The sequence below is a fragment of the Bacillus salacetis genome (assembly GCF_049177075.1).
Lineage (GTDB): Bacteria > Bacillota > Bacilli > Bacillales > Bacillaceae_B > Rossellomorea > Rossellomorea salacetis_A.
The window spans coordinates 4,248,788-4,272,997 of the sequence record NZ_CP185377.1 but is presented as its reverse complement, the minus strand read 5'-3'; the positions used below and the strand labels follow the sequence as shown (position 1 = coordinate 4,272,997).

Sequence of the window (24,210 nt, the reverse complement as noted above, 5' to 3'; positions counted from 1 at the left end):
AGTACTAAAGCGTCATTACCAATACATCCTATTAAACAGACAAACGGGGGAAGAGAAATGAATTTTAAACTATCAGAAGAACATGAAATGATCCGTAAAATGGTCCGCGACTTCGCGAAGAACGAAGTGGAACCGACAGCTGCAGAGCGCGATGAGGAAGAGCGCTTTGACCGTGAGCTTTTCGATAAGATGGCAGAGCTTGGCCTGACAGGGATTCCTTGGCCGGAAGAGTACGGCGGAATCGGCAGTGACTACCTTGCTTACTGTATCGCAGTAGAAGAACTATCCAGAGTGTGTGCCTCGACTGGTGTAACGTTATCAGCCCACACTTCATTGGCTGGCTGGCCGATCTTCAAATTCGGTAACGAAGAACAAAAACAGAAATACCTTAAGCCGATGGCGCAAGGGGAGAAAATCGGCGGATACGGTTTGACAGAACCGGCTTCCGGATCGGATGCAGGCGGAATGAAGACTACTGCCAAGCTTGACGGCGATCACTATGTACTGAATGGTTCCAAAATCTTCATCACGAACGGCGGAATCGCTGATATCTATGTCGTATTTGCTTTGACAGATCCATCCCAAAGACAAAGAGGGACAACGGCATTCATCGTTGAAAGCGGCTTTGAAGGCTTCTCAGTCGGCAAGAAAGAAAAGAAACTCGGCATCCGTTCATCACCAACAACGGAAATCGTTTTTGATAACTGCCGCGTACCAAAAGAAAACATGCTCGGTAAAGAAGGAGAAGGCTTCAAGATCGCGATGATGACACTTGATGGCGGCCGTAACGGTATCGCCGCACAGGCAGTCGGAATTGCACAGGGTGCATTGGATGCCTCCATTGGCTACGCTAAAGAGCGTGAACAATTCGGCAAGCCGATTGCGGCAAACCAAGGGATTTCCTTCAAACTTGCCGACATGGCAACAAGCATCGAAGCTTCCCGCTTGCTGACTTACCAGGCGGCATGGCTTGAATCAGAAGGCCTTCCTTACGGTAAAGAATCGGCAATGTCCAAGCTGATGGCCGGTGACACAGCAATGAAAGTGACAACAGAAGCAGTCCAGATCTTCGGAGGCTACGGCTATACAAAAGACTATCCAGTAGAGCGCTACATGCGCGACGCGAAAATCACACAGATCTACGAAGGAACACAAGAAATCCAGCGCCTGGTCATCTCTCGTATGGTGACGAAGTAAGGTATTACAAAAGATAAATGCAAGGAGTTTTAAGACCTTCTTATAGAAAAAATTACTTTAGTTCAAAGAGTTGATTGGAGCGGAAGGTGCGCGACCTCCTGCAGGATTAGCGGGACAGGTGAGACCCCGCAAGGCGAAGCCGAGGAGGCTCACCGCCCGCCCCGCGGAGTCGAGCATCTGGAGCGGAAATCAACCACTCATCACAAAAGCAACAAAGGGGAAGTTTTACACAAGGGAGAAAAGGTGGTCAAAAAAGGCGGTCGGTTAAAGTGAATAAAAAGAGAGAAGTCCATGCTTCTGTCAAAGATGAAAGGCTTGTCGAAAAGCGCCGGGATGAAATGGTCAGCGGAGCTGTCTCTCTCTTCAAGCAAAAGGGGTTTCATCGGACGACGACTAGAGAGATTGCCAAAGCAGCCGGTTTCAGCATCGGAACGCTGTATGAATATATCAGAACAAAAGAAGACGTTTTGTACCTCGTATGCGACAGCATCTATGAACAAGTTCGCTCGCAGCTCCAAGCCATGGACACGGAACAGGGGACGCTGGTCAGCCTGAAACTGGGCATCGACCACTATTTCCGGGTCATGGATAACCTGCAGGATGAGGTTCTGGTCATGTATCAGGAAGCCAAGTCGCTATCAAAGGATGCCCTTCCGTATGTGCTGCAAAAAGAACTCGAGATGGTCGGGATGTTTGAAACATTAATCAACAGATGTTGCGAAAATGGCGAATTGAAGCTCGACGAAAACAGGATTCACCTGCTTGCTCAAAATATCTTCGTCCAGGGGCAGATGTGGGGATTCCGCCGCTGGGCACTTCAGAAAAAATATACATTGGAACAATACATTGAACTGCAGACAGATCTGCTTTTTTCAGGCATCAACGGATTCTTAGATTAAATACGAACAGGGGGAGAAATATGAGCACGGTTGAAATTTATAAACCAAAGCATCACGTCCGCTTCGTGACAGCATCAAGCTTGTTCGACGGACATGACGCTTCCATCAATATCATGAGAAGAATCATTCAGGCGAGCGGGGCAGAGGTCATTCACCTTGGCCATAACCGTTCCGTTGAAGAAGTGGTCAATGCGGCCATCCAGGAAGATGTTCAGGGAATCGCGATTTCCTCTTATCAGGGCGGTCACGTTGAATACTTCAAATACATGTACGACCTTTTACAAGAAAGAGGAGCTTCCCATATCCGCATCTATGGCGGCGGGGGCGGGGTCATCATCCCTCGTGAAATCAAAGAGCTCCATAATTATGGGATTGCCCGGATCTTCTCACCTGAAGACGGACGCACTCATGGCCTTCAAGGGATGATCAATAAAATGATCGAGGAATGTGACTTTCCTACCGTCACTTCTTCAGTAGGCGAGCAGCTTGATAAACTGCAGGAAGGTGACATCAACACCGTTTCCAAACTGATTTCCCTTGCTGAATATCAAATCAATTCCAATGAAGAAGCAGCTGCAACGGCCCAATCGGTGTTGACGGAAGTGAAATCGATGGCCAAAACGGTTCCTGTCCTGGGAATCACAGGTACGGGAGGAGCCGGAAAAAGTTCACTGACGGACGAATTGATCCGCCGTTTCTTAAATGAAATTCCTGAGAAAAAAGTGGCCATCCTGTCCATCGACCCGACGAAACAAAAAACAGGCGGAGCCCTTCTGGGTGACCGTATCCGCATGAATGCCATCTTCAATAACCGTGTGTTCATGAGAAGTTTGGCGACACGCGGATCGAAGACGGAGCTTTCCCTTGCCATCCAGGATTCCATCAATGTGGTTAAAGCTGCAGGCTATGACCTGGTCATCGTTGAAACATCCGGTATCGGCCAGGGGGATGCGGAAATCGCGGAAATCTGTGACCTATCCATGTATGTCATGACAAGCGAATTCGGTGCGCCTTCCCAGCTCGAAAAAATCGATATGATCGATTACGCAGATCTTATTGTCATCAACAAGTTTGAGCGTAAAGGTTCCGAAGATGCCAGACGCCAGGTGCAGAAGCAGTATCAGCGCAGCCATATGCTGTTCGATAAAGATCTGGATGCAATGCCTGTGTACGGAACGATCGCAAGCCAATTCAACGATCCGGGCACCAACGCATTGTTTGCGGCACTCGTTGATAAAATCAACAGTAAATTGGACATGGAATGGTCTACTTCTTTTTCAAAAGATGTGGATGTTGAAAAGCAGAATGTCATCATTCCGAATGACCGCCGCTACTACTTGAGAGAAATCTCTGAGACGGTGAGGAATTATCATAAAAAAGCGGGAGAGCAGGCACGCCTTGCCCGCAAGTTGTTCCAGCTTCAAGGGGCGATCGAAGCGGTGAAGGAGCAGGAAGCGAATGAGGAAGTGCTGACTTCGCTTGAAAGCCTGAAAAAGAATGTAGAAGAAAAGCTGACTCCGGAATCCAAGAAGATCCTTGACGGATGGGAAGAGTTCAAAGAGAAATACGGCGCAGACCAGTACATCACGAAAATCAGGGATAAAGAAATCATTACAGAACTGAAAACGAAGAGCCTTTCAGGTCTGGATATCCCGAAAGTGGCGCTGCCGAAATATAAAGACTTCGGAGAAATCCTTGGATGGGTATATAGAGAAAATGTACCAGGGGCTTTCCCTTATACAGCCGGTGTATTTCCGTTCAAACGCAAAGGAGAAGATCCGAAGAGACAATTCGCAGGTGAAGGGACACCGGAAAGAACGAACCGCCGATTCCATTACCTGTCCAAAGATGATGATGCGAAACGCTTGAGTACGGCATTTGACTCTGTAACTCTGTATGGCGAGGACCCGGACCATCGTCCTGATATCTATGGAAAAGTCGGAGAGAGCGGTGTCAGCATCTGTACACTGGATGACATGAAGAAGTTATATGCAGGATTTGACCTGTGTGCCCCTTCAACATCAGTTTCCATGACGATCAACGGACCTGCGCCGATCATCCTGGCAATGTTCATGAATACAGCCATTGACCAGCAGGTGAAAAAGAAAGAAGAAGAGCTTGGCAGAACGCTCAACCTGGAAGAGTTTACTGAAGTGAAAGAAGCTACTCTGAACGTCGTTCGCGGTACAGTTCAGGCAGATATTTTAAAAGAAGATCAAGGACAGAACACGTGTATCTTCTCAACAGAATTTGCTTTGAGAATGATGGGGGATATCCAGCAGTACTTCATTGATCACAAAGTGAGAAACTATTACTCTGTATCTATTTCGGGCTACCATATCGCCGAAGCGGGAGCGAACCCGATTTCCCAGCTGGCCTTCACGCTTGCCAACGGCTTTACTTATGTCGAGTACTACTTGAGCAGGGGCATGGATATCAATGACTTTGCACCGAATCTTTCATTCTTCTTCTCAAACGGACTTGATCCGGAGTATACGGTGATCGGCCGTGTTGCCCGCCGTATCTGGGCGACAGTCATGAGAGATAAATACGGCGCGAACGAGCGGAGCCAGAAGCTGAAGTATCACATCCAGACTTCCGGGCGTTCTCTGCATGCGCAGGAAATCGACTTTAACGACATCCGTACGACATTGCAGGCATTGATGGCGCTGCAGGATAACTGTAACTCCCTTCATACCAATGCGTATGACGAAGCGATTACAACTCCTACGGAAGAATCAGTCCGCAGAGCGATGGCAATCCAGATGATCATTACAAAAGAGCACGGGTTATCGAAAAATGAGAACCCGCTTCAAGGTTCTTTTATCGTGGAAGAATTGACAGATCTTGTGGAAGAAATGGTGCTGACAGAGTTTGACCGCATCAATGACCGCGGCGGCGTGTTGGGTGCGATGGAAACACAGTATCAGCGCGGCAAGATCCAGGAAGAATCCATGTACTATGAAATGAAGAAACACAACGGCGAGCTTCCGATTGTCGGGGTGAACACATACTTGAACCCGAATCCGCCATCCGAGGAACAAATGGACAGCATGGAACTCGCACGTGCGACAAAAGAAGAAAAAGAAACGCAAATCACGAACCTTCGCAGCTTCCAGGGCCGCAATGAGGACAGCACAGAAGAAGCCCTTAAGAAACTGAAAGAAGCGGCTGTGAACGACGGAAACATCTTCGCCGAATTGATGGAAACCGTCAAAGTGGCAAGCCTCGGCCAAATCACAAGAGCCCTGTACGAAGTGGGCGGACAGTATAGAAGAAATATGTAATCATTAAAGTTAACTGATCCAGAGGCTGGACCTTTGGATCAGTTTTTCTCTTTAACCCTTTAAAGTGCTAAGAGGGACAGTCCCCCTTAATGCTTTAAAGGGCTAAAGTACCAGTGTGGAGATTTCAAACGAATTTCCTGTTTTTTAACATAGATTTAATATTACGTAGAACCATTTTCATCTATAATAGGAGAAGAGTAATGTTTTTGTGATGCGCAGGACACATGGCAGGGAGTGACAGTGTGAAACTTATTCTTAAATACGCCCTGATCTTGGCAGGGTTCATCATATCGTTTTATCTTTATCAAAAGCTTCTGGGAGCAATACCGCTTTTGCTGCTGGCTTTCTACTTCTTTTACGAGGCCTTCAGTGAAATATATCAAAATTCAATAAAGCAGCGCCACGCTGAATTACAAAAAGGGGAATTGCCGTGAAGCTCTCATAGTTCGAGCTCATGAAAGGCGATTCCCTTAACTATTTTCTCCTCTATAAAATCCTTTCCCCACCGCTTCATCTTCCGTAACCAAACTTGGAAAAAAATAAAAGAAAAACCGCATAAATCTAGCATAAACCCATTCATATTGTTTATAATGAATAATATGGTTTTAGGCAAATTCGTGAATTATGCCCTTTTATCATTCTTTTGAAAATAGCATCTTTTAATAGAATGTGAAATAGAGAAAGGAAGTGCGTCAGATGAGTTTAAAGCAATTATCGACCGAAGAATTGCGTCAGAAATCCTTCATAGAATTAGCACATGAATTGCTTACAGAAAGAAAGCAGGCAATGGCCTTTAGTGATTTATTAAAAGAAATGGGCGACATGATGGAATTGTCCGAGGAAGAAGTCCGCTCCCGCATGGTCCAATTTTACACAGACCTGAACGTTGACGGCCGCTTCATCGCATTGGGCGAAAACCGCTGGGGAATCAGAGCATGGTATCCAGTTGATCAAATCGAAGAAGAAACCGTTCCGACCATCAAACCTCGTAAGAAGAAGGCTAAGAAAAAAGACGAAGATGATCTTGAAGAAGACTTCGATGAAGAAGATCTTGATTTTGATGACTTGGATGATCTGGATGAAGAAGATCTTACAGATGATGACGACGACGAAGATCTTGATGATGACGAGGACCTCGATTCAGATTCAGATGACGAGGAAGTCGACGATGAACTCATTGATGAAGATGAGTATGACCTTGGCGATGACGACGAGGACGAAGAAGACCTTGATGAAGAGGAAGAGGAAGCTGACGAAGAAGAAAAATAATCAGTTCTTGACTTCTTTTGTCGAGGAAGGTAGTATGTTATTTGGGCTCCTTAAAAAAGGATCAGAATGTGAATTCAACGCTCCCCTTACTACGGTAAGCGGGGGCGTTTTTTGTTTTTTACACCCCTTTGATACTGATTCATCGAGATCGGTCCTTAGATTAATTTCATCATAAGAGATTAATGTTCAGCCCTGCTGAACATACTTTTTTTAGACACTAACTTGAAGAAGGGGGTACTTTGCATGACAAAGTATATTTTTGTAACAGGCGGTGTAGTTTCCTCACTTGGTAAAGGAATTACAGCCGCATCACTTGGAAGATTATTAAAAAACCGCGGGTTGAAAGTGACAACCCAAAAATTTGATCCTTATATCAACGTGGACCCTGGTACAATGAGTCCTTATCAGCACGGGGAAGTTTTCGTAACAGATGATGGCGCGGAAACAGACCTTGATTTAGGGCACTACGAACGTTTCATCGATATCAACCTGAATAAATACAGCTCTGTGACCACAGGGAAAATCTACTCAACTGTATTGAAAAAAGAACGCCGCGGGGACTATTTGGGCGGAACGGTTCAGGTTATTCCACATATTACAAATGAAATCAAAGAGCGGGTTTTCCGTGCCGGCCGCGAAACCAACGCGGATATCGTCATCACGGAAATCGGAGGAACAGTTGGGGACATCGAATCCCTGCCATTCCTTGAAGCCATCCGCCAGATCAAGAACGATGTAGGCCGTGACAATGTTATGTACATCCACTGTACACTTGTGCCGTACATCAAGGCTGCCGGTGAAATGAAAACAAAACCGACGCAGCACAGTGTGAAAGAATTGAGAAGCCTTGGCATCCAGCCAAATGTGATCGTCGTGCGTACGGAAATGCCGATGACTCAGGATATGAAAGATAAAATTGCGTTGTTCTGTGACATCGACCAGCGTGCGGTTATCGAAGCGATGGATGCAGATACATTATATGCGGTGCCGATTGCCCTTCAGGACCAGAAGCTTGACCAGCTGACATGCGAGCATCTGAAGCTTGAGTGCGGCGAAGCGGATATGACGGAGTGGAATGAACTCCTTCATAGAGTGCGTAACCTAAGCAAAAAAACAAAAATTGCCCTTGTCGGTAAGTATGTCGAGCTTCAAGATGCTTACATCTCAGTAGTTGAAGCCCTTAAACATGCCGGCTATAACTTTGATGCAGACGTAGAGGTGAAATGGCTGAATTCCGAGCTGGTCAATACTCAAAACGTTGACGAGTTGATGAGTGATGTCGACGGTATCCTGGTACCGGGCGGTTTCGGTGACCGTGGAGTCGAAGGTAAGATTGCCGTGACGAAATATGCGCGTGAGAACAAAGTTCCATTCCTTGGCATCTGCCTTGGCATGCAGCTGGCTTCAGTCGAATATGCCCGTCACGTGCTTGGTTACGAAACAGCTCACTCAGCTGAATTGAACCCGGAAACGCCTTATCCGATCATCGATTTGCTTCCTGAGCAAAAAGATATCGAAGACCTTGGCGGAACCCTTCGCCTGGGATTGTATCCATGTAAACTCATCCCTGGAACGAAAGCATACGATGCTTATGCTGGCGAGGTTGTCTACGAACGCCACCGCCACCGCTATGAGTTCAACAATCACTTCAGGGACGAAATGGAAGCAGCAGGCTTCATCTTCTCTGGTACTAGCCCTGACGGCAGATTGGTCGAGATCATCGAGCTTGCGGATCATCCATGGTTTGTGGCATCACAATTCCATCCGGAGTTCACATCCCGTCCGACTCGTCCGCAGCCATTATTCCGCGATTTCATCAACGCGGCTTTGGAGAATGCGAAGTAATAGCATGAATATAAAAAGAGCTGGTCCGGTTATTCGGATCAGCTCTTTTTGCCTTTTAATTTAATATTCGTCGAGCATTTCCTCGAGAGAAAACTTGATAAGGTAATAAATATACAGTGCGGCCATACTGGATGGGAAGCCGACACGCTCACCCAATTCCTCACCTGGAAGCATGCCTTTGATCAGTTTTGTGTCGATATGGATATCAGCAAGGTCGGCGAGACTCTCACCGTCATCCTTTACCACTCCTGATATTGCGGTAAAAGCGATCCCTTTATCTACAAGGTTTTTTGCCATTGCCACAGCATCTTCATCATTGGAAAAACGGGAAATCAGCAATACCCGGTCAGCTTCTGTCAAATCCTCGACATTGTGCAGTTCTTTTGCACTCTCCAACGGCTCTTGGCCATAGAGAGCTTCAAGAGTGACGCTCCCCATTTCCCTGAACCCTTTTATGTAAATATGGCCCTCCCCAACTGACGCCTGAGCAAGAAGCCGTGCTCCGTCCTCTATAGAAAACTCTTCCTTATCACCAATCCGGCCAAAAAGGCCCGAAAGCTGAGTCGTGAACATTTTGATCAAAATACTTTCTCCTTTCTGGTTAAAGGTTATAGTCATTAGTTGCAGCAAGAATATCAATTTCATACCCACATAAATTATAAAACCGACAGCGAATGATGTAAAATTATCGAAAAAAGAAGGAGTTTGCAGGTCTTATGTTGAAGTATACTTGTGGACTAATATATCATAATACATATCAATTTCTTCAACGAACAAACCCGGATACTTCGGGCAGGTAAGAAAAACAGCAAAATCAGTGGTCGAAGAGAAGCCCTCGGCGGAAGCTTTTACCACGTTTTATATGTGAATAAGAGGGGAAGAGGTGGACTGGATGAAGGAAAAAATCCTCATAGTTGATGATCAATTTGGTATCCGGATATTACTGAACGAAGTACTGCAAAAGGAAGGGTACAACACATTTCAGGCGGCCAACGGAATTCAAGCCCTTGATATCGTTGATAAGCATTCCCTTGATCTGGTATTGCTCGATATGAAGATACCGGGAATGGACGGTATCGAAATTTTAAAAAGAATGAAAGAAAAAGATCCCGATATCCGCGTCATCATCATGACAGCATACGGCGAACTGGATATGATCCAGGAAGCGAAGGACCTGGGAGCCATCACTCACTTTGCCAAACCGTTTGATATTGACGATATCAGACAGGCAGTGAAACAATACGCCACGATGTAAGCCTTTCCAGATAATTGAAAATACGGAATAGTACTTCTTTTAATAAAATCAGGCCCGTCAGTTGGTAAAATGTTGACCTTTTTGGTATTATACAGATGAAATTGCAAACACTGAGAAACGGGTACACAGTTTACATACTGACTCAATAAAAGGAGGAAAATTTCATGCCTTTAGTTTCCATGAAAGAAATGCTTATCAAAGCAAAAGAAAACAGCTATGCTGTTGGACAATTCAATTTAAATAACCTTGAGTTCACTCAAGCGATCCTTCAAGCTGCCGAAGAAGAAAAATCACCAGTCATCCTTGGTGTTTCTGAAGGTGCAGCCCGTTATATGGGCGGATTCAAGACTGTTGTTAAAATGGTAGAAGGTCTTATGGAAGACTACAATATCACAGTTCCAGTTGCGATCCATCTTGACCACGGTTCAAGCTACGATAAATGTAAAGAAGCGATTGATGCTGGATTCACTTCCGTTATGATCGATGCTTCTCACGGTCCTTTCGAGGAAAATATCGAAATCACTTCCAAAGTGGTTGAGTATGCTCACTCTAAAGGCGTTTCTGTTGAAGCTGAACTTGGTGTTGTCGGCGGACAGGAAGATGACGTTGTCGCTGACGGCGTTATCTATGCTGATCCTAAAGAGTGCCAGGAGCTTGTTGAGCGTACAGGCATCGATACATTGGCACCTGCCCTTGGTTCCGTTCACGGACCTTACAAAGGTGAGCCAAACCTTGGATTCAAAGAAATGGAAGAAATCGGTGCGGCGACTGGAGTGCCTCTTGTACTTCACGGCGGTACTGGTATTCCTACTAAAGACATCCAAAGAGCGGTTTCATACGGAACAGCTAAGATCAATGTAAACACTGAAAACCAAATTGCTTCTGCGAAGAAAGTCCGCGAAGTCCTTGCAGAGGATGCAAATGTGTACGATCCACGTAAATATCTTGGACCGGCACGTGAAGCGATCAAGCAGACTGTCATCGGCAAAATGCGTGAATTTGGTTCTTCCAACCAAGCTTAATCTCAATAACATCTCGGGTTAATACAGAATCAAATAATCTTTTATAGAAACCGCCTTACAATCTGAGGCGGTTTCCGTTCATTTTAACTGTTTTGAAAATTTAGTCGAAAAAGGGGATACGATTATGAAATTTTTTATTGATACAGCAAACATGGATGAAATTCGCGAGGCATTTGAATGGGGTATTCTTTCAGGGGTGACAACAAACCCTTCACTGGTTGCAAAAGAAGAAGGGATTTCTTTTCATGAACGATTAAAGGAAATCGCTGACCTGGTTCCGGGATCCATTTCAGGTGAAGTCATTGCACTGGATGCTGAAGGCATGATCAAAGAAGGGCGCGAGCTTGCAGCAATCCATCCGAATATCACGGTCAAAGTTCCGATGACTCCCGATGGTTTAAAAGCAGTTTCTGTATTTGCCAAAGAGGGAATTAAAACAAATGTAACGCTTGTTTTCAGTGCCAACCAGGCATTGCTTGCAGCAAGAGCGGGTGCGTCATATGTCTCGCCTTTCCTTGGAAGATTGGATGACATCGGCCATGACGGCATGGAATTGATTGAAAAAATCGCTGAAATCTTTGCCATTCACGGCATTGAAACAGAAATCATCGCTGCGTCCATCAGACATCCTCAGCATATCACGGATGCTGCACTCAGAGGAGCGCATATTGCGACAACACCATTCAAAGTCCTCAGCCAGATGTTCAAACACCCGCTGACAGACAAAGGAATCCAGGCGTTCCTTGATGACTGGAATAAGCGTGCAGGGCAATAATTTTTTATTCTACTAAATAACTAGATGAAATAGTTATTTGGAGTTAACTGGATGCTATTTTGTCGATTGAAGCGCCTGGAGCGGAAATCGACAGCATTAAATAACAGCCAATTCCGACAGTAAAATAGTATAAAAGGTATAAATTCGAAAAAAATCTATTCACCTATACATGTTTTGACGAATTATGTATAAACTAGTAGACAATACTTCTTAGAGTTATTTTTATTGGTAAAATAAACCATTATAAACATCCAGTATAAATCGTCACTTAGTTTATGGAAAATTCATCAAGGAAATTTGGAAGGGAGTCTAAAATGGAAAAGCTCAAAATAGCAGGCGGTTATCCACTGAAAGGCACAATCAAGGTAAGTGGAGCTAAAAACAGCGCTGTGGCCCTTATCCCGGCAACCATTCTTGCCGACTCTCCAGTTACAATCGAAGGTTTACCAGATATTTCAGATGTACAGACGCTGAAATCTCTTCTAGAAGAAATCGGCGGGGAAGTTTCATTTGAAGAAGACGGAGAGATGAGAGTCGATCCTTCGCAAATGATCTCCATGCCACTGCCAAGCGGAAAAGTGAAAAAACTGAGAGCATCCTATTACCTGATGGGTGCGATGCTTGGCCGTTTCAAAAAGGCGGCAATCGGTCTTCCGGGTGGATGCCATCTTGGGCCTCGCCCGATCGATCAGCACATTAAAGGCTTTGAAGCGTTAGGTGCTGAAGTAACAAATGAACAAGGAGCCATTTACCTGAGAGCGGAAGAACTCCGCGGAGCACGCATCTACTTGGATGTCGTCAGTGTCGGCGCAACCATTAATATAATGCTTGCGGCTGTCAGGGCAAAGGGCCAGACAATCATAGAAAATGCAGCAAAAGAGCCGGAAATCATCGATGTGGCCACACTGCTGACCAACATGGGCGCCAAAATCAAAGGTGCCGGCACGGATGTCATCCGTATTGATGGTGTCGAGAACTTGAGCGGATGCCGCCATACGATCATCCCGGACCGGATTGAAGCAGGTACATTCATGATCCTCGGAGCTGCAGCAGGTGAAGGTGTACTGATTGATAATGTCATCCCGCTTCATATGGAATCCTTGATCGCCAAGCTGCGTGAAATGGGTGTTCCGATTGAAACAGGCGATGAACAAATCTTCATCGGCAAAGCCGAGAATCTGAATGCGGTTGATATCAAAACGCTTGTGTATCCAGGATTCCCGACTGACTTGCAGCAGCCGTTCACATCGCTTTTAACGAGAGCGAAGGGGTCTGCGGTCGTAACAGATACTATTTATTCTGCACGCTTTAAGCATATTGATGAACTTCGCCGCATGAACGCTAACATTAAGGTTGAAGGCCGTTCTGCCATCGTTAACGGGCCAGTGCAGCTCCAAGGCGCAAAGGTAAAGGCTAGTGACTTGAGAGCGGGTGCAGCCCTGGTTGTAGCAGGACTGATGGCTGAAGGTGTTACAGAAGTAACAGGCCTTGAGCATATTGACCGCGGATACAGCAACCTGGTTGAAAAACTGGAAGGCCTGGGCGCGACAATCTGGCGTGAAAAAATGACAGCCGAAGAACTTGAACAGCTGAAAAGTTCCTAATTTGTTTCCATCTCAAAAATAAATCTGTCACTCTTTATTTAATGTGTTACAATATATTTATTATTATGTTATACAATTCGCATATAAAAATATATTTGTGATACAGGAGGCAGAAATCGATGGAAAGAAGTTTATCAATGGAACTTGTACGCGTAACAGAAGGAGCAGCACTTGCATCAGCCCGCTGGATGGGAAGAGGAAAGAAGATGGAGGCGGACGATGCAGCCACTTCTGCGATGAGAGATGTTTTTGATACGGTTCCGATGAAAGGAACCGTTGTGATTGGGGAAGGGGAAATGGACGAAGCCCCAATGCTCTATATCGGTGAAAAATTAGGGACAGGCTATGGACCTCGGGTAGACGTTGCTGTCGATCCTTTGGAAGGTACCAATATCGTCGCTTCCGGCGGCTGGAATGCCCTTGCTGTATTGGCAGTTGCGGACCATGGAAACCTTCTGAATGCACCGGATATGTACATGGATAAAATCGCAGTGGGACCGGAAGCGGTTGGACAGATTGATATCAATGCATCTGTCCTGGATAATCTGAAAGCCGTCGCTCGTGCCAAGAATAAAGACATCGAAGACGTGGTCGCTACAGTGCTGAACCGTGAGCGCCATTCGCATATCATTGCCCAGCTTAGAGAAGCGGGAGCAAGAATCAAACTGATCAATGATGGAGATGTAGCCGGTGCGATGAACACAGCATTCGATCACACAGGCGTTGATATTCTTTTCGGATCCGGCGGAGCCCCTGAAGGCGTATTGGCTGCCGTTGCGTTGAAGTGTCTTGGAGGAGAAATCCAAGGAAAGCTTCTTCCGCAAAGTGAAGAAGAAGCGGAGCGCTGTGAGAGTATGGGTCTTGATTGCAGCAAGATCCTTCGTATGGAAGACCTGGTCAGGGGAGATGACGCAATCTTCGCCGCAACAGGTGTTACAGACGGAGAACTTCTGCGAGGTGTCCAGCTGAAGGGTACCCACGGCTTAACTCATTCGGTTGTCATGAGAGCCAAGTCCGGCACTGTGCGTTTCATCGACGGCCGCCACAGCCTTCAAAAGAAACCAAACCTTGTCATTAAGTAAAATATAAATAAAAAGTCAGCTTCAGTGGAGCTTTTCCATTGAAGCTGACATTCCTATATAAAGAGAGAAATGAGCGGGTATTCCTCTGCCCAAATTTATTTTTCCTTCCCTTACAATTCCTTTGTTGATTTAAACAGAAAAATATGATTAGATAGTAGTTGTTTTATTTTCATATACAGATAAAAAATACTTCACAAGAAATTGCTTCTTTATTTCTTCTAATTAATTTTCCAGCAATTCTTCCTATCATAACGATCTCCATATGGTAGATTTCAAAAAATGAAAAGTGGTGTCATTATGGAATTAACGATTAAAAGTCTTGAAAACATGAAATTGAAAGAGCTGTATGAATTAGCGAGAGAGTACAAAATTTCCTACTACAGCAAATTGACAAAAAAAGAACTGATCTTTGCGATCTTGAAAGTAAGAGCCGAAAAAGAAGGTTATTTCTTTATGGAAGGTGTATTGGAAATCATCCAATCAGAAGGATTTGGATTCCTGCGCCCAATCAATTATTCGCCAAGTGCTGAAGATATCTATATTTCTGCATCGCAAATCCGCCGTTTTGATCTTCGGAATGGAGACAAGGTATCCGGTAAAGTGCGTCCTCCAAAGGAAAATGAGCGCTACTTCGGACTTTTGCATGTAGAGATGGTCAATGGCGAGGAACCGGAAGCATCCAAGGAACGTGTCCACTTCCCGGCGCTGACCCCTTTATATCCGGACCGCCAAATCAAATTGGAGACAACGCCGAACAAAATCTCGACACGCATCATGGATCTTATCTCTCCAGTTGGTTTCGGTCAGCGTGGTTTGATTGTTGCACCACCTAAAGCCGGTAAGACCATGCTTTTAAAAGAAATTGCCAACTCAATTACAACGAATAATCCAGAAGCTGAATTGATCATCCTGTTAATCGATGAGCGTCCTGAGGAAGTAACGGATATTGAGCGTTCGGTTGAAGCGGAAGTTGTCAGCTCGACTTTTGATGAAGTGCCTGAAAATCACATCAAAGTGGCAGAGCTGGTGCTTGAACGCGCAATGCGTCTTGTTGAGCACAAACGCGATGTCATCATCCTTATGGATAGTATCACTCGTTTGGCACGTGCGTATAACCTTGTGATCCCGCCAAGCGGAAGGACCCTTTCCGGTGGTATTGATCCGGCTGCGTTCCACCGTCCAAAACGCTTCTTCGGTGCTGCGCGTAACATCGAAGAGGGTGGAAGCTTGACGGTCCTTGCCACTGCGCTTGTGGATACAGGCTCCCGTATGGATGACGTTATTTATGAAGAATTCAAAGGAACAGGAAACATGGAACTTCACCTTGACCGTTCGCTTGCGGAAAGAAGGATCTTCCCTGCGATCGATATCCGCCGTTCCGGAACAAGGAAAGAAGAGCTTCTTATTCCTGCTGAGAATCTTGATAAGCTTTGGGCGATCCGCAAAGCGATGTCAGACGCACCGGATTTCGCGGAGAAATTCCTGCGCAAGCTGAAAAAGTCAAAAACAAACGACGAATTCTTCGAAGTCCTGCACGAAGAATCCAAGAGCAAACGCTAATCTTCCTTTAGCGCTTTAACTCGCTAAGAGGGACTGTCCCTCTTAATGCTTTAAAGCGGCAAAGTGAATATTATCCAGCTCAAAAACCAGGTTGCATTTAGGGTGTGGACTTGTTATAATATTGTCAGTGTGTTTTTAAAGTGGATGCGGTAAGGGGCTGGTCAAACGGCTTATGCTCATATCGCATATTATTGCGCTATATATAACTCTGTCTCAGATGATTCAGGGCAAAAAGGAGATGAAAAAGAATGAAACAAGGAATTCATCCAGCTTACAACAAAGTGATGGTTACATGTGCTTGCGGTAACGAATTCGAAACAGGTTCTGTTGAGAAGGAAGTTAAAGTAGAGGTATGTTCTGAGTGCCATCCTTTCTACACTGGTCGTCAAAAATTCGCTGATGCCGGCGGACGTGTTGATCGTTTCAACAAAAAATACGGCCTTAAAAACAAACAACAATAATTTTAGAAAAGCAGCGGAGGGTTCCCGGCTTCCTGTGAGCATTGGTGCTTAACAGATCCCTGGAACTTCTCCCTTTCTAATCTTTAAAGAAAACAGGCAAGGATATTATGCTTGCCTGTTTTTTATTTCTCTTTTATGAGAAAATAATAAAGTAATCGTTGGAGGCAGTGAAAAGACTGTGCCTCTTTTTTTCTGAAATTTGAACTTGCCGGCATTCTTTTTTAACCCGCATCAAACTGTTTTTGCACTTATTTCTTTTTTATTTTTACTGATGCGGGTTGCTACATAGGGTGCGTTTTGATAATGAATTTAGTATTACGATCGAGGAAGGAGAGGGCTAATTTCATGTATATCATGAAGCAGACCGGTTGGTTGGAAGTAATTTGCGGAAGCATGTTCTCAGGGAAATCCGAAGAGTTGATTCGACGCGTCAGAAGAGCGCAATTTGCCAAGCAGGAAATCATGGTCTTCAAACCGAAATTAGATAACCGATACAGCGAGGAAGCAGTGGTTTCCCATAATGGGACTTCTGTCATTGCCAAGCCTGTTGCATCTTCTTTGGACATTCTTGAAGAAGTCTCGGCAAGCGCAGATATTGTTGCCATTGATGAAGTTCAGTTTTTTGACGAGGGAATCGTTGAAGTTGCACAAAAACTTGCTGACAGCGGCCATCGTGTCATCACTGCAGGACTTGACCAGGATTTCCGCGGAGAACCATTTGGTCCGATGCCCCGCCTGATGGCTGCCGCTGAACAAGTGACCAAGCTGCAGGCTGTCTGTTCCGTTTGCGGATCGCCCGCAAGCCGTACACAGCGCCTCATTGATGGAAAACCTGCAGGATACGATGATCCCATCATCCTGGTCGGGGCTTCCGAAGCCTACGAGCCAAGGTGCCGCCACCATCACCAGGTACCCAAAGGAGTAAGCGTCAGTCAGGAATCGATCGTGAAAGAAGTATAAATAATTGCCGGAAGCCTTTGGGTTTCCGGTTTTTTATTTTTTTTATTTGAGTGTGTGCTTGAGCTGTTGAATAATTATTTGCAAAGCAGTCGATTCTGTACGGTGATTAATCTCTGCTTGTTTGAGTTGATTGGAGCGGAAGGTGTGTGACCTCCTGCGGGACTAGCGCGACAGGTGAGACCCCGCAGGCGAAACCGAGGAGGCTCACCGCGCGCCCCGCGGAGTCACGCGCCTGCAGCGGAAATCACCCATTCCTTTTGTTGAATAACCTCCTGTTCATAGGACAACCTATGGTCAGGAGGTGTTTTCAGATGAAGAAAGTCATCAGTTTATTTGCACTGACTATTTTACTCACTGCCTGCGGCGCACAAGATGGAGACAATCTTTACGTCCAGGATGAAGACCAAAACGGCAGAAGGTTCGTCAATAATGACCTGACGGACGTCGATACGAACCAGAATGTCGACCAGCCGATGGAAACCAATCAGAACCCGAACTTTATTGACTTATCCGAAACACAGCCGAATATAGGCACAGACGTCAATAAGACAAGGGAAGTCATAGAGGAATATACAGATTATGAAGCCGGCCAGGTCTGGGTAAACGGCGAACAAATGTGGGTGACGGCCTATACCCGTGATGAGATGTCCCAGGACAGAAGGGATGAGGAAGAAGCGAAACTTCGCAAACGCCTCATAAGAGCAATGCCACGTTATAAAATCAATGTCAAGATCCAAGAGCGGTAAAAGGGATATCCCCCTTTTGCCGTTTCTTGTGTTTAAGGCGTGCATATAATATAATTAGACTGTTATGGATTAAAATTGAGGTGAATAGCTGTGTTCGATCGTTTACAAGCAGTTGAAGATCGCTATGAAAAGCTGAATGAGCTTTTGAGCGACCCAGAAATTGTGAATGACCCAAAGAAGCTAAGAGAATATTCAAAAGAACAATCTAACATCCAGGAAACTGTTGAAGCATATCGTGAATATAAGGAAGCAACTTCCCAGTACAAAGACGCCAAATCAATGCTTGAAGAGAAGCTTGATGCTGACATGCGCGACATGGTCAAGGAGGAAGTTTCCGAGCTCGAAGAACAAATCGAGAAGCTTGAAGAAAGAATGAGGATCCTTCTTATTCCGAAAGACCCGAATGATGACAAGAACGTTATCATGGAGGTTCGAGGAGCAGCAGGCGGTGACGAAGCGGCCTTGTTCGCAGGAGATCTTTACCGCATGTACAGCCGTTTTGCTGAAACGCAAGGCTGGAAGATCGAGGTCATGGAAGCCAATTCAACTGGAGTCGGCGGTTATAAAGAGATCATTTTCATGATCAATGGTAATGGTGCTTTTTCAAAAATGAAGTATGAGAATGGTGCACACCGCGTCCAGCGTGTACCGGAAACGGAATCCGGCGGACGTATCCATACTTCAACAGCAACGGTTGCGTGCCTGCCTGAAGCAGAAGAAGTCGAAGTCGATATCCATGAAAAAGATATCCGTGTCGACACGTTTGCTTCCAGCGGACCAGGCGGACAGAGTGTTAACACGACGATGTCGGCTGTCCGTTTAACGCATCTGCCGACAGGTGTTGTGGTTTCATGTCAGGATGAAAAATCACAGATCAAGAATAAAGAAAAAGCGATGAAAGTACTCCGTGCCCGCGTGTATGATAAGTTCCAGCAAGAGGCACAGGCAGAATACGATGCAAACCGTAAATCTGCTGTCGGTACTGGTGACCGCTCAGAGCGTATCCGTACGTATAACTTCCCGCAAAACCGCGTGACGGATCACCGCATCGGATTGACGATCCAAAAACTCGATCAGATTTTAGAAGGTAAACTGGATGAAGTCATCGACGCGCTTATCCTTGAAGACCAATCTAAACTTCTCGAGAGAATGGAAGAATAATGAGCAATTGCAATACAGTTTTTGAAGCCCTTAAATGGGCTTCTTCTTTTTTAATAGAAAATAAGCGGGATGAAAATGCGGGAGAACTGTTAATGAAACATATGCTGGGGATGGACAGATCCCAGCTGCTTGCGAATCAACGGCTGGTGCTGGACGATAAAGTGAAGTTGGAATTTGTCCGCGGAATTACTGCCCACATCCAGGGGACGCCCATCCAGCATATCATCGGGTTTGAAGAATTCTACGGCCGGAAATTCCTGGTTAATGAATATGTGCTGATTCCCCGTCCTGAAACGGAGGAATTGGTTTATTATACGTTGGAAAAGGTTCGGAAGCATTTTGATGCTTTTGGAGAATTGAAGCTTGCGGATATCGGTACGGGCAGCGGGGCGATTGCGGTTACGTTGAAATTGGAGGAGCCTAAGCTTTCGGTATCGGCTGTCGATATTTCAGCGGACGCTTTGGAGGTTGCCCGGCACAATGCAGGGGAGCTTGGTGCCCAGGTGAAATTTTTAGAGGGAGATCTGCTGGAGCCGTTGATTACTGAGGGATTGAAACTTGATGTGCTGGTATCCAATCCGCCGTATATTCCATTGGGTGATTTGGACTCATTGTCAGAAGTCGTCAAGGACCATGAACCACACTCAGCTCTATTCGGTGGCGAGAGCGGACTGGAGTTCTATCAGCGCTTTATGGAAGAACTGCCGCATGTCATGAAAGAAAGATTCGTGATCGGATTTGAAATCGGAGCCGGCCAGGGAGAAGCAGTGGCAGGAATGCTGCGCAGTGCCTTCCCGGAAGCCCTGACTGAAATCATCCACGACATCAACGGTAAAGACCGGATGGTGTTTTGTACTAGAGGATAAAGCATGTGAGTTATTGTGCTTTAACATACTGCCGCACTAAGAGGGACTGTCCCTCTTAGCGCGGTGGCGTATTAACGCGTCACCGTCCCGGGGGACAGTCCCCTGTTACGTTAACGCAGCAGAGCAAAGTTATGATTCTAGTATTTTGGCATTTTTGAAATTTATTTGATTTTGCTAGTTTAAGAAATCTCATTTCTGTCCACACTGTTTTACTGAAGGGACGGTGGAGGAAATGAAATCAACTAAATTAGCATGGATGTACATACTCACTTTAAGCATTGGAACAATCTTAAGTTTATATATACCGAAACAGGAATCGATCTCTGCACAGCAAGAGGTTCAAGTCATTCCGAATGAAGCCATCCGGTTGAGGATTTTGGCAGACAGCGACCGGGAAGAGGATCAGGCGGTCAAGCGTTTGATCCGTGACAAAGTGAACGAAGAAATCACAGTTTGGGTAGAAAAATTGACTTCAATTGATGAAGCGCGCTCAACAATCAAAGCCGGCTTGCCTGAATTGCAGGAAATCGCAGAGGAAGTAATGGAAGAGGAAGGCCTGTCACAATCGGTCAACGTTGAGTTCGGCAAAGTAGATTTCCCGACAAAGCTTTATGGACAGTTTTTATATCCTGCTGGTGAATATGAAGCCATCTTGATCACACTTGGCAGCGGCAAAGGTGCGAATTGGTGGTGCGTACTGTACCCGCCGCTATGCTTCCTTGATTTTTCAAGCGGTACGGCAGTGAGGAGCCCGGGATTTGAAACAACAGCAGAAGCCAGTGAAATGGATGAGGAGTTGGTGGAACCTGTTGTTGAAGAAGAGGAAGCCGTTTCGACTGTAGAAGATGTAAAGGCTGATGAGCCAGAAGTAAGCGAAGCATCAGTAGTCAGCGAGCCGTCAAGTACAAAGGAAGAAGTTTCTGAAACCGTGACAAGTGAGCAAGTTGTGGATAAAGTGAAAGTAGAAAAGGCAGCGGCTGAAGAACAGCTTTTTGTAAAAGAAGAAGAAACGGAAGTAGAAGTGAGATTCTTCGTAATAGACTTCTTTAAAAAGCTGATCCCCTGAATAGCAATAAAAGAGATTCTTTTAAAACAAAAGAATCTCTTTTTGGTTCTATTTACTCTCTCATTACATATCTATTAAACATAAAGAAAATCGAGAGAGGTGCTGGGAATGTTGAAAACAATCCGAAGAGCTGTGGAAAAAGATAGTGTGGCAATAAAAGAGTTTCTGGAAAGGGCGGGATTAAGTACGCTGGGAGTGGAGGAAGCTGTTGATAACTTCTTAATAGTTGAAAATGAAAAAAGGGGGATCGACGGCACACTCGGACTGGAAATTCACGAACGGATTGGATTGCTGAGATCACTAGTGGTGAAGCCGACTATGGATGGAGAGGATTTATTTGCTCTTTTTCAAGAAATCCTTCAATTAGGCCGGGAAAAACAGTTATCCACTCTTTATCTCGTGTCGAACAAACAGGCATCCGTTCAGTTTTTCCACTTGCTAGGTTTCAAACAAGTGGATAGATCAGCTTATCCACCAGAGCTGGACCACTTTGCACATGCAAAAGCCTTATCCACAGTGGATAACTGCACCATCATGAACTTCGAATTCTAGCAGCCGCTTTATTCAATTAACGTTTTAAAGCAGCGGGGGACTGTCCCCCGCTGCTTTAGTGTGTTAAAGGAGAGATGTGCACAAAGTTATGCACAATTTTATTCGAGTTATGCACATTTTGTGGATAAGGTTTGAATAACTCTGTCAATTCTTATATACTTGCAAAAGTAGAAATGATGTAGGATAGTTAAATTTCAGCGGGAAACGAGCTTTCTCGACATAAATCTTGTTTTAAATTATAAAGGTGGATCACAATGAAGATGAATTATTGGATTGTGGAGAACGATGTGGATATTAATAAAAGTTGTCCACAGATTGTGGAAGCATCTCAATTTTTAAAAGATAATGAAGTCGTTGCTTTTCCAACAGAAACAGTTTACGGCCTGGGGGCCAATGCAAAATCGGATGAGGCAGTGGATAAAATCTTTGCGGCCAAAGGCAGGCCGAGCGATAATCCCCTGATTGTCCACATTTCCAACAAGCAGCAATTGAATGAGCTGGTCAAAGAGATTCCAGAAGCAGCGCAAACCTTCATGGACCAATTTTGGCCGGGCCCTCTAACGATCATTTTTAATAAAAAGGAAGGCGTTCTTTCGGAAAAGGTAACGGCAGGGCTTGATTCCGTCGGGATCAGAATGCCGGACCATCCCGTGGCGCTTGCGCTGATTGAAGCTGCTAACCTGCCGATTGCTGCCCCGAGTGCAAACGTATCAGGAAGGCCGAGCCCTACAACCGCACACCATGTGACACAGGATTTGGACGGAAAAATCAGTGGAATCATTAACGGCGGAGAAACCGGGGTCGGTGTGGAATCGACGGTGGTCGACTGTACTTCAGAAATCCCGGTTATTTTAAGACCGGGCGGAGTCACGAGGGAACAGCTGGAAGAGGCAGCCGGCCCCGTGCTGATGGACCCTTCCCTCGCTAAAGGAGAAGGTGCGCCGAAATCACCCGGGATGAAATATACTCACTACGCCCCGGATGCACCGTTAATTTTATTTGAAGGAAAAAGAGAATGGATTCAGTCTTTGATTGATGAAAAAAGAAGAGGCGGGATGAAGGTCGGGGTTCTGACAACGGAAGAGAACAAGGATTTTTACAACGCGGATAAAATCCTTGTCTGTGGAAGCCGTTCGGACCTAAGCACTGTCGCCCATTCCCTTTATGATGTATTGCGCTCTTTTAATGGAAGCGATGTAGAGATTATTTTTTCAGAAACATTTCCGAATGAAGGTGTCGGTGTTGCCATCATGAACAGGCTCCAGAAAGCGGCAGGATATAATTATATAAAGGAAGATTAAATTTGAGCGGCAACCATATCTGCCGCTCTTTTTTAATTTAATGAAATAAATTCCTTTGGACGCGCATAGAGTGTGATGTAGGCACGTCCAAAGGAGGAAATGAAATGACGGCACTTATAGCAGAGTTGTTCACATTGATGTTGATGGCATTTGCCCTCGGGATGGATGCCTTTTCGATAGGGATTGGAATGGGAATGGTACAGCTACGGATGCGGCAGATTTTCTACATAGGGTTGACGGTTGGGGTTTTTCACGTTTGGATGCCGCTGCTGGGAATGATGACAGGGAAGTTTCTTTCTGAAAAATTCGGCTCGTTCGCAGGATATGCAGGGGGAATCCTGTTGATCGTGCTCGGGATACAAATGGTTTTGGCGAGCTTTAAAGATGACGATAGTTCAGTGATGACTCCGGTTGGATTCGGGCTCCTGTTGTTTGCATTGAGTGTGAGCCTGGACAGCTTCTCGGTTGGGCTCACGTTAGGTATCTTCGGGGCGAGAACGGCGGCAGCCTTGATTTGCTTTGGGGTTGCTGCCACCGTTTTGACATGGGCGGGACTGCTGGTCGGCCGCCGTGTCCAAGGCTGGCTCGGCTCTTACAGCGAAGCACTCGGAGGCTGCATCCTCTTCGCCTTCGGAATCAAACTGCTGCTGCCATTTTAATAAGGATGCTTTAGTACATTAACGCGATGGGGGACTGTCCCCCATCGCGTTAATGCGTTAGTGTAAGTGGGGACAGTCCCCCGGTGCTTTAGAGTGCTGAAGGGGCTGTTTTTTATTTTGTAAGATTTTTTTGTTTTGGCGCGCTATAGAGTTGTCGATGAATGGCTTATAATAGGGGTAAGGAGTTGGTCAATGATGAATATTTTATTTGTTTGTACGGGAAATACATGCCGCAGCCCCATGGCGGAAGCGCTTCTGAGGCATAAGGGAAAAGACCGGTTCAAAGTGAAATCGGCAGGGGTTTTTGCTGCGGATGGACAAAAAGCCTCCTTTCAGACTCAAGAAATTTTAAAAGAGAACGATATAAAACATGAACACAGTTCCAGTTCGCTGACCCCTGAGGACATTCAGTGGGCGGAATATATTTTTACGATGACTGAGGGACATAAACAAACCATCGCAAGCATGCATCCTCAAGCAGCTGACAAAATGTTTACTCTAAAAGAGTTTGTCACTGAAGACGATTTTGACCGTGATGTTTCGGATCCCTTTGGCGGAAGCCTTGAGATTTACCGCGTAACCTATAAAGAGCTGGATGGACTGATTGGCAGGCTGATAGAGAAGCTCAAGAATTCTTGAGGAG

23 protein-coding genes are annotated in these 24,210 nt (G+C 45.5%); 22 read left to right on the top strand and 1 reads right to left on the bottom strand.

The window, feature by feature from the left end; all coding sequences use genetic code 11:
- Positions 1-57 precede the first annotated feature (57 nt).
- The 6 genes from ACOJQI_RS21975 to ACOJQI_RS21950 all read left to right on the top strand — a co-directional run bounded on the left by ACOJQI_RS21975 (position 58) and on the right by ACOJQI_RS21950 (position 8,497).
- Positions 58-1,197, top strand: a complete 1,140-nt coding sequence (locus ACOJQI_RS21975) for an acyl-CoA dehydrogenase (RefSeq protein ID WP_421382140.1) — start codon at positions 58-60, stop codon at positions 1,195-1,197.
- A 269-nt stretch (positions 1,198-1,466) separates the two neighbouring features.
- Positions 1,467-2,096 carry a TetR/AcrR family transcriptional regulator gene (locus tag ACOJQI_RS21970; protein ID WP_421382138.1) on the top strand — a complete coding sequence of 210 codons (630 nt, stop codon included), beginning with the start codon at positions 1,467-1,469 and terminating at the stop codon, positions 2,094-2,096.
- Between the two features lie 20 nt (positions 2,097-2,116).
- Positions 2,117-5,383, top strand: coding sequence for a fused isobutyryl-CoA mutase/GTPase IcmF (gene icmF, locus ACOJQI_RS21965; protein ID WP_421382136.1), 3,267 nt, complete (start codon positions 2,117-2,119; stop codon positions 5,381-5,383).
- A gap of 242 nt (positions 5,384-5,625) precedes the next feature.
- A complete protein-coding gene (locus ACOJQI_RS21960) occupies positions 5,626-5,817 on the top strand; it encodes a hypothetical protein (RefSeq protein WP_421382134.1) in 192 nt (63 codons plus the stop codon).
- Positions 5,818-6,079: 262 nt separating this feature from the next.
- Positions 6,080-6,652, top strand: coding sequence for a DNA-directed RNA polymerase subunit delta (rpoE, locus tag ACOJQI_RS21955; RefSeq protein ID WP_421382131.1), 573 nt, complete (start codon positions 6,080-6,082; stop codon positions 6,650-6,652).
- Positions 6,653-6,895: 243 nt separating this feature from the next.
- On the top strand, positions 6,896-8,497 hold the full coding sequence (locus ACOJQI_RS21950) for a CTP synthase (RefSeq protein WP_421382129.1): 1,602 nt from the start codon (positions 6,896-6,898) through the stop codon (positions 8,495-8,497).
- A 60-nt stretch (positions 8,498-8,557) separates the two neighbouring features.
- Here the strand turns inward: ACOJQI_RS21950 and ACOJQI_RS21945 are convergent, their stop codons facing one another.
- Complete coding sequence (locus ACOJQI_RS21945; protein WP_421382127.1) at positions 8,558-9,079, bottom strand: DUF2529 domain-containing protein; 522 nt, start codon at positions 9,077-9,079, stop codon at positions 8,558-8,560.
- A gap of 310 nt (positions 9,080-9,389) precedes the next feature.
- Here ACOJQI_RS21945 and ACOJQI_RS21940 point away from each other — a divergent pair, with 310 nt between their 5' ends.
- The 16 genes from ACOJQI_RS21940 to ACOJQI_RS21865 all read left to right on the top strand — a co-directional run bounded on the left by ACOJQI_RS21940 (position 9,390) and on the right by ACOJQI_RS21865 (position 24,206).
- The gene (locus ACOJQI_RS21940) at positions 9,390-9,752 is read left to right on the top strand and encodes a response regulator (protein ID WP_421382124.1); all 363 of its coding nucleotides are present in this window, start codon (positions 9,390-9,392) and stop codon (positions 9,750-9,752) included.
- A gap of 164 nt (positions 9,753-9,916) precedes the next feature.
- Positions 9,917-10,774 carry a class II fructose-bisphosphate aldolase gene (locus tag ACOJQI_RS21935; RefSeq protein WP_421382122.1) on the top strand — a complete coding sequence of 286 codons (858 nt, stop codon included), beginning with the start codon at positions 9,917-9,919 and terminating at the stop codon, positions 10,772-10,774.
- 124 nt (positions 10,775-10,898) lie between these two features.
- A complete protein-coding gene (fsa, locus tag ACOJQI_RS21930; RefSeq protein WP_421382119.1) occupies positions 10,899-11,549 on the top strand; it encodes a fructose-6-phosphate aldolase in 651 nt (216 codons plus the stop codon).
- Between the two features lie 314 nt (positions 11,550-11,863).
- On the top strand, positions 11,864-13,153 hold the full coding sequence (locus tag ACOJQI_RS21925) for a UDP-N-acetylglucosamine 1-carboxyvinyltransferase (RefSeq protein WP_421382117.1): 1,290 nt from the start codon (positions 11,864-11,866) through the stop codon (positions 13,151-13,153).
- Between the two features lie 119 nt (positions 13,154-13,272).
- Positions 13,273-14,235 (top strand): class II fructose-bisphosphatase, encoded by a 963-nt coding sequence (gene glpX, locus ACOJQI_RS21920; protein WP_421382115.1) that lies wholly within the window; start codon positions 13,273-13,275, stop codon positions 14,233-14,235.
- A 297-nt stretch (positions 14,236-14,532) separates the two neighbouring features.
- A complete protein-coding gene (gene rho, locus ACOJQI_RS21915; RefSeq protein ID WP_421382113.1) occupies positions 14,533-15,795 on the top strand; it encodes a transcription termination factor Rho in 1,263 nt (420 codons plus the stop codon).
- A gap of 248 nt (positions 15,796-16,043) precedes the next feature.
- Entirely contained in the window at positions 16,044-16,256 is a 213-nt protein-coding gene (gene rpmE / locus ACOJQI_RS21910; protein ID WP_421382111.1) for a 50S ribosomal protein L31, read from the top strand.
- Positions 16,257-16,601: 345 nt separating this feature from the next.
- Complete coding sequence (locus ACOJQI_RS21905) at positions 16,602-17,216, top strand: thymidine kinase (RefSeq protein ID WP_421382108.1); 615 nt, start codon at positions 16,602-16,604, stop codon at positions 17,214-17,216.
- Between the two features lie 311 nt (positions 17,217-17,527).
- Positions 17,528-17,962, top strand: a complete 435-nt coding sequence (locus tag ACOJQI_RS21900) for a hypothetical protein (protein WP_421382106.1) — start codon at positions 17,528-17,530, stop codon at positions 17,960-17,962.
- 90 nt (positions 17,963-18,052) lie between these two features.
- Positions 18,053-19,123 (top strand): peptide chain release factor 1, encoded by a 1,071-nt coding sequence (prfA, locus tag ACOJQI_RS21895; RefSeq protein ID WP_421382104.1) that lies wholly within the window; start codon positions 18,053-18,055, stop codon positions 19,121-19,123.
- Positions 19,123-19,989, top strand: coding sequence for a peptide chain release factor N(5)-glutamine methyltransferase (gene prmC / locus ACOJQI_RS21890; protein WP_421382102.1), 867 nt, complete (start codon positions 19,123-19,125; stop codon positions 19,987-19,989). The genes prfA and prmC overlap by 1 nt, the downstream gene beginning before the upstream one ends.
- A 232-nt stretch (positions 19,990-20,221) precedes the next feature.
- The gene (gene spoIIR, locus ACOJQI_RS21885) at positions 20,222-21,055 is read left to right on the top strand and encodes a stage II sporulation protein R (RefSeq protein WP_421382100.1); all 834 of its coding nucleotides are present in this window, start codon (positions 20,222-20,224) and stop codon (positions 21,053-21,055) included.
- A gap of 108 nt (positions 21,056-21,163) precedes the next feature.
- Positions 21,164-21,607 carry a GNAT family N-acetyltransferase gene (locus ACOJQI_RS21880; protein ID WP_421382098.1) on the top strand — a complete coding sequence of 148 codons (444 nt, stop codon included), beginning with the start codon at positions 21,164-21,166 and terminating at the stop codon, positions 21,605-21,607.
- A gap of 254 nt (positions 21,608-21,861) precedes the next feature.
- A complete protein-coding gene (locus ACOJQI_RS21875; RefSeq protein ID WP_421382096.1) occupies positions 21,862-22,908 on the top strand; it encodes an L-threonylcarbamoyladenylate synthase in 1,047 nt (348 codons plus the stop codon).
- 104 nt (positions 22,909-23,012) lie between these two features.
- A complete protein-coding gene (locus ACOJQI_RS21870; RefSeq protein WP_421382094.1) occupies positions 23,013-23,567 on the top strand; it encodes a manganese efflux pump MntP family protein in 555 nt (184 codons plus the stop codon).
- A gap of 192 nt (positions 23,568-23,759) precedes the next feature.
- Entirely contained in the window at positions 23,760-24,206 is a 447-nt protein-coding gene (locus ACOJQI_RS21865; protein ID WP_421382092.1) for a low molecular weight protein arginine phosphatase, read from the top strand.
- The last annotated feature ends 4 nt before the right edge of the window (positions 24,207-24,210 follow it).

Bases quoted from the DNA above. Each gene is read 5' to 3' on its own strand.
- ACOJQI_RS21975 (WP_421382140.1), top strand. From the start codon at position 58: ATGAATTTTAAACTATCAGAAGAACATGAAATGATCCGTAAAATGGTC.
- icmF (WP_421382136.1), top strand. From the start codon at position 2,117: ATGAGCACGGTTGAAATTTATAAACCAAAGCATCACGTCCGCTTCGTG.
- rpoE (WP_421382131.1), top strand. From the start codon at position 6,080: ATGAGTTTAAAGCAATTATCGACCGAAGAATTGCGTCAGAAATCCTTC.
- ACOJQI_RS21950 (WP_421382129.1), top strand. From the start codon at position 6,896: ATGACAAAGTATATTTTTGTAACAGGCGGTGTAGTTTCCTCACTTGGT.
- ACOJQI_RS21940 (WP_421382124.1), top strand. From the start codon at position 9,390: ATGAAGGAAAAAATCCTCATAGTTGATGATCAATTTGGTATCCGGATA.
- ACOJQI_RS21935 (WP_421382122.1), top strand. From the start codon at position 9,917: ATGCCTTTAGTTTCCATGAAAGAAATGCTTATCAAAGCAAAAGAAAAC.
- fsa (WP_421382119.1), top strand. From the start codon at position 10,899: ATGAAATTTTTTATTGATACAGCAAACATGGATGAAATTCGCGAGGCA.
- ACOJQI_RS21925 (WP_421382117.1), top strand. From the start codon at position 11,864: ATGGAAAAGCTCAAAATAGCAGGCGGTTATCCACTGAAAGGCACAATC.
- glpX (WP_421382115.1), top strand. From the start codon at position 13,273: ATGGAAAGAAGTTTATCAATGGAACTTGTACGCGTAACAGAAGGAGCA.
- rho (WP_421382113.1), top strand. From the start codon at position 14,533: ATGGAATTAACGATTAAAAGTCTTGAAAACATGAAATTGAAAGAGCTG.
- rpmE (WP_421382111.1), top strand. From the start codon at position 16,044: ATGAAACAAGGAATTCATCCAGCTTACAACAAAGTGATGGTTACATGT.
- ACOJQI_RS21905 (WP_421382108.1), top strand. From the start codon at position 16,602: ATGTATATCATGAAGCAGACCGGTTGGTTGGAAGTAATTTGCGGAAGC.
- ACOJQI_RS21900 (WP_421382106.1), top strand. From the start codon at position 17,528: ATGAAGAAAGTCATCAGTTTATTTGCACTGACTATTTTACTCACTGCC.
- prmC (WP_421382102.1), top strand. From the start codon at position 19,123: ATGAGCAATTGCAATACAGTTTTTGAAGCCCTTAAATGGGCTTCTTCT.
- spoIIR (WP_421382100.1), top strand. From the start codon at position 20,222: ATGAAATCAACTAAATTAGCATGGATGTACATACTCACTTTAAGCATT.
- ACOJQI_RS21880 (WP_421382098.1), top strand. From the start codon at position 21,164: ATGTTGAAAACAATCCGAAGAGCTGTGGAAAAAGATAGTGTGGCAATA.
- ACOJQI_RS21875 (WP_421382096.1), top strand. From the start codon at position 21,862: ATGAAGATGAATTATTGGATTGTGGAGAACGATGTGGATATTAATAAA.
- ACOJQI_RS21870 (WP_421382094.1), top strand. From the start codon at position 23,013: ATGACGGCACTTATAGCAGAGTTGTTCACATTGATGTTGATGGCATTT.
- ACOJQI_RS21865 (WP_421382092.1), top strand. From the start codon at position 23,760: ATGATGAATATTTTATTTGTTTGTACGGGAAATACATGCCGCAGCCCC.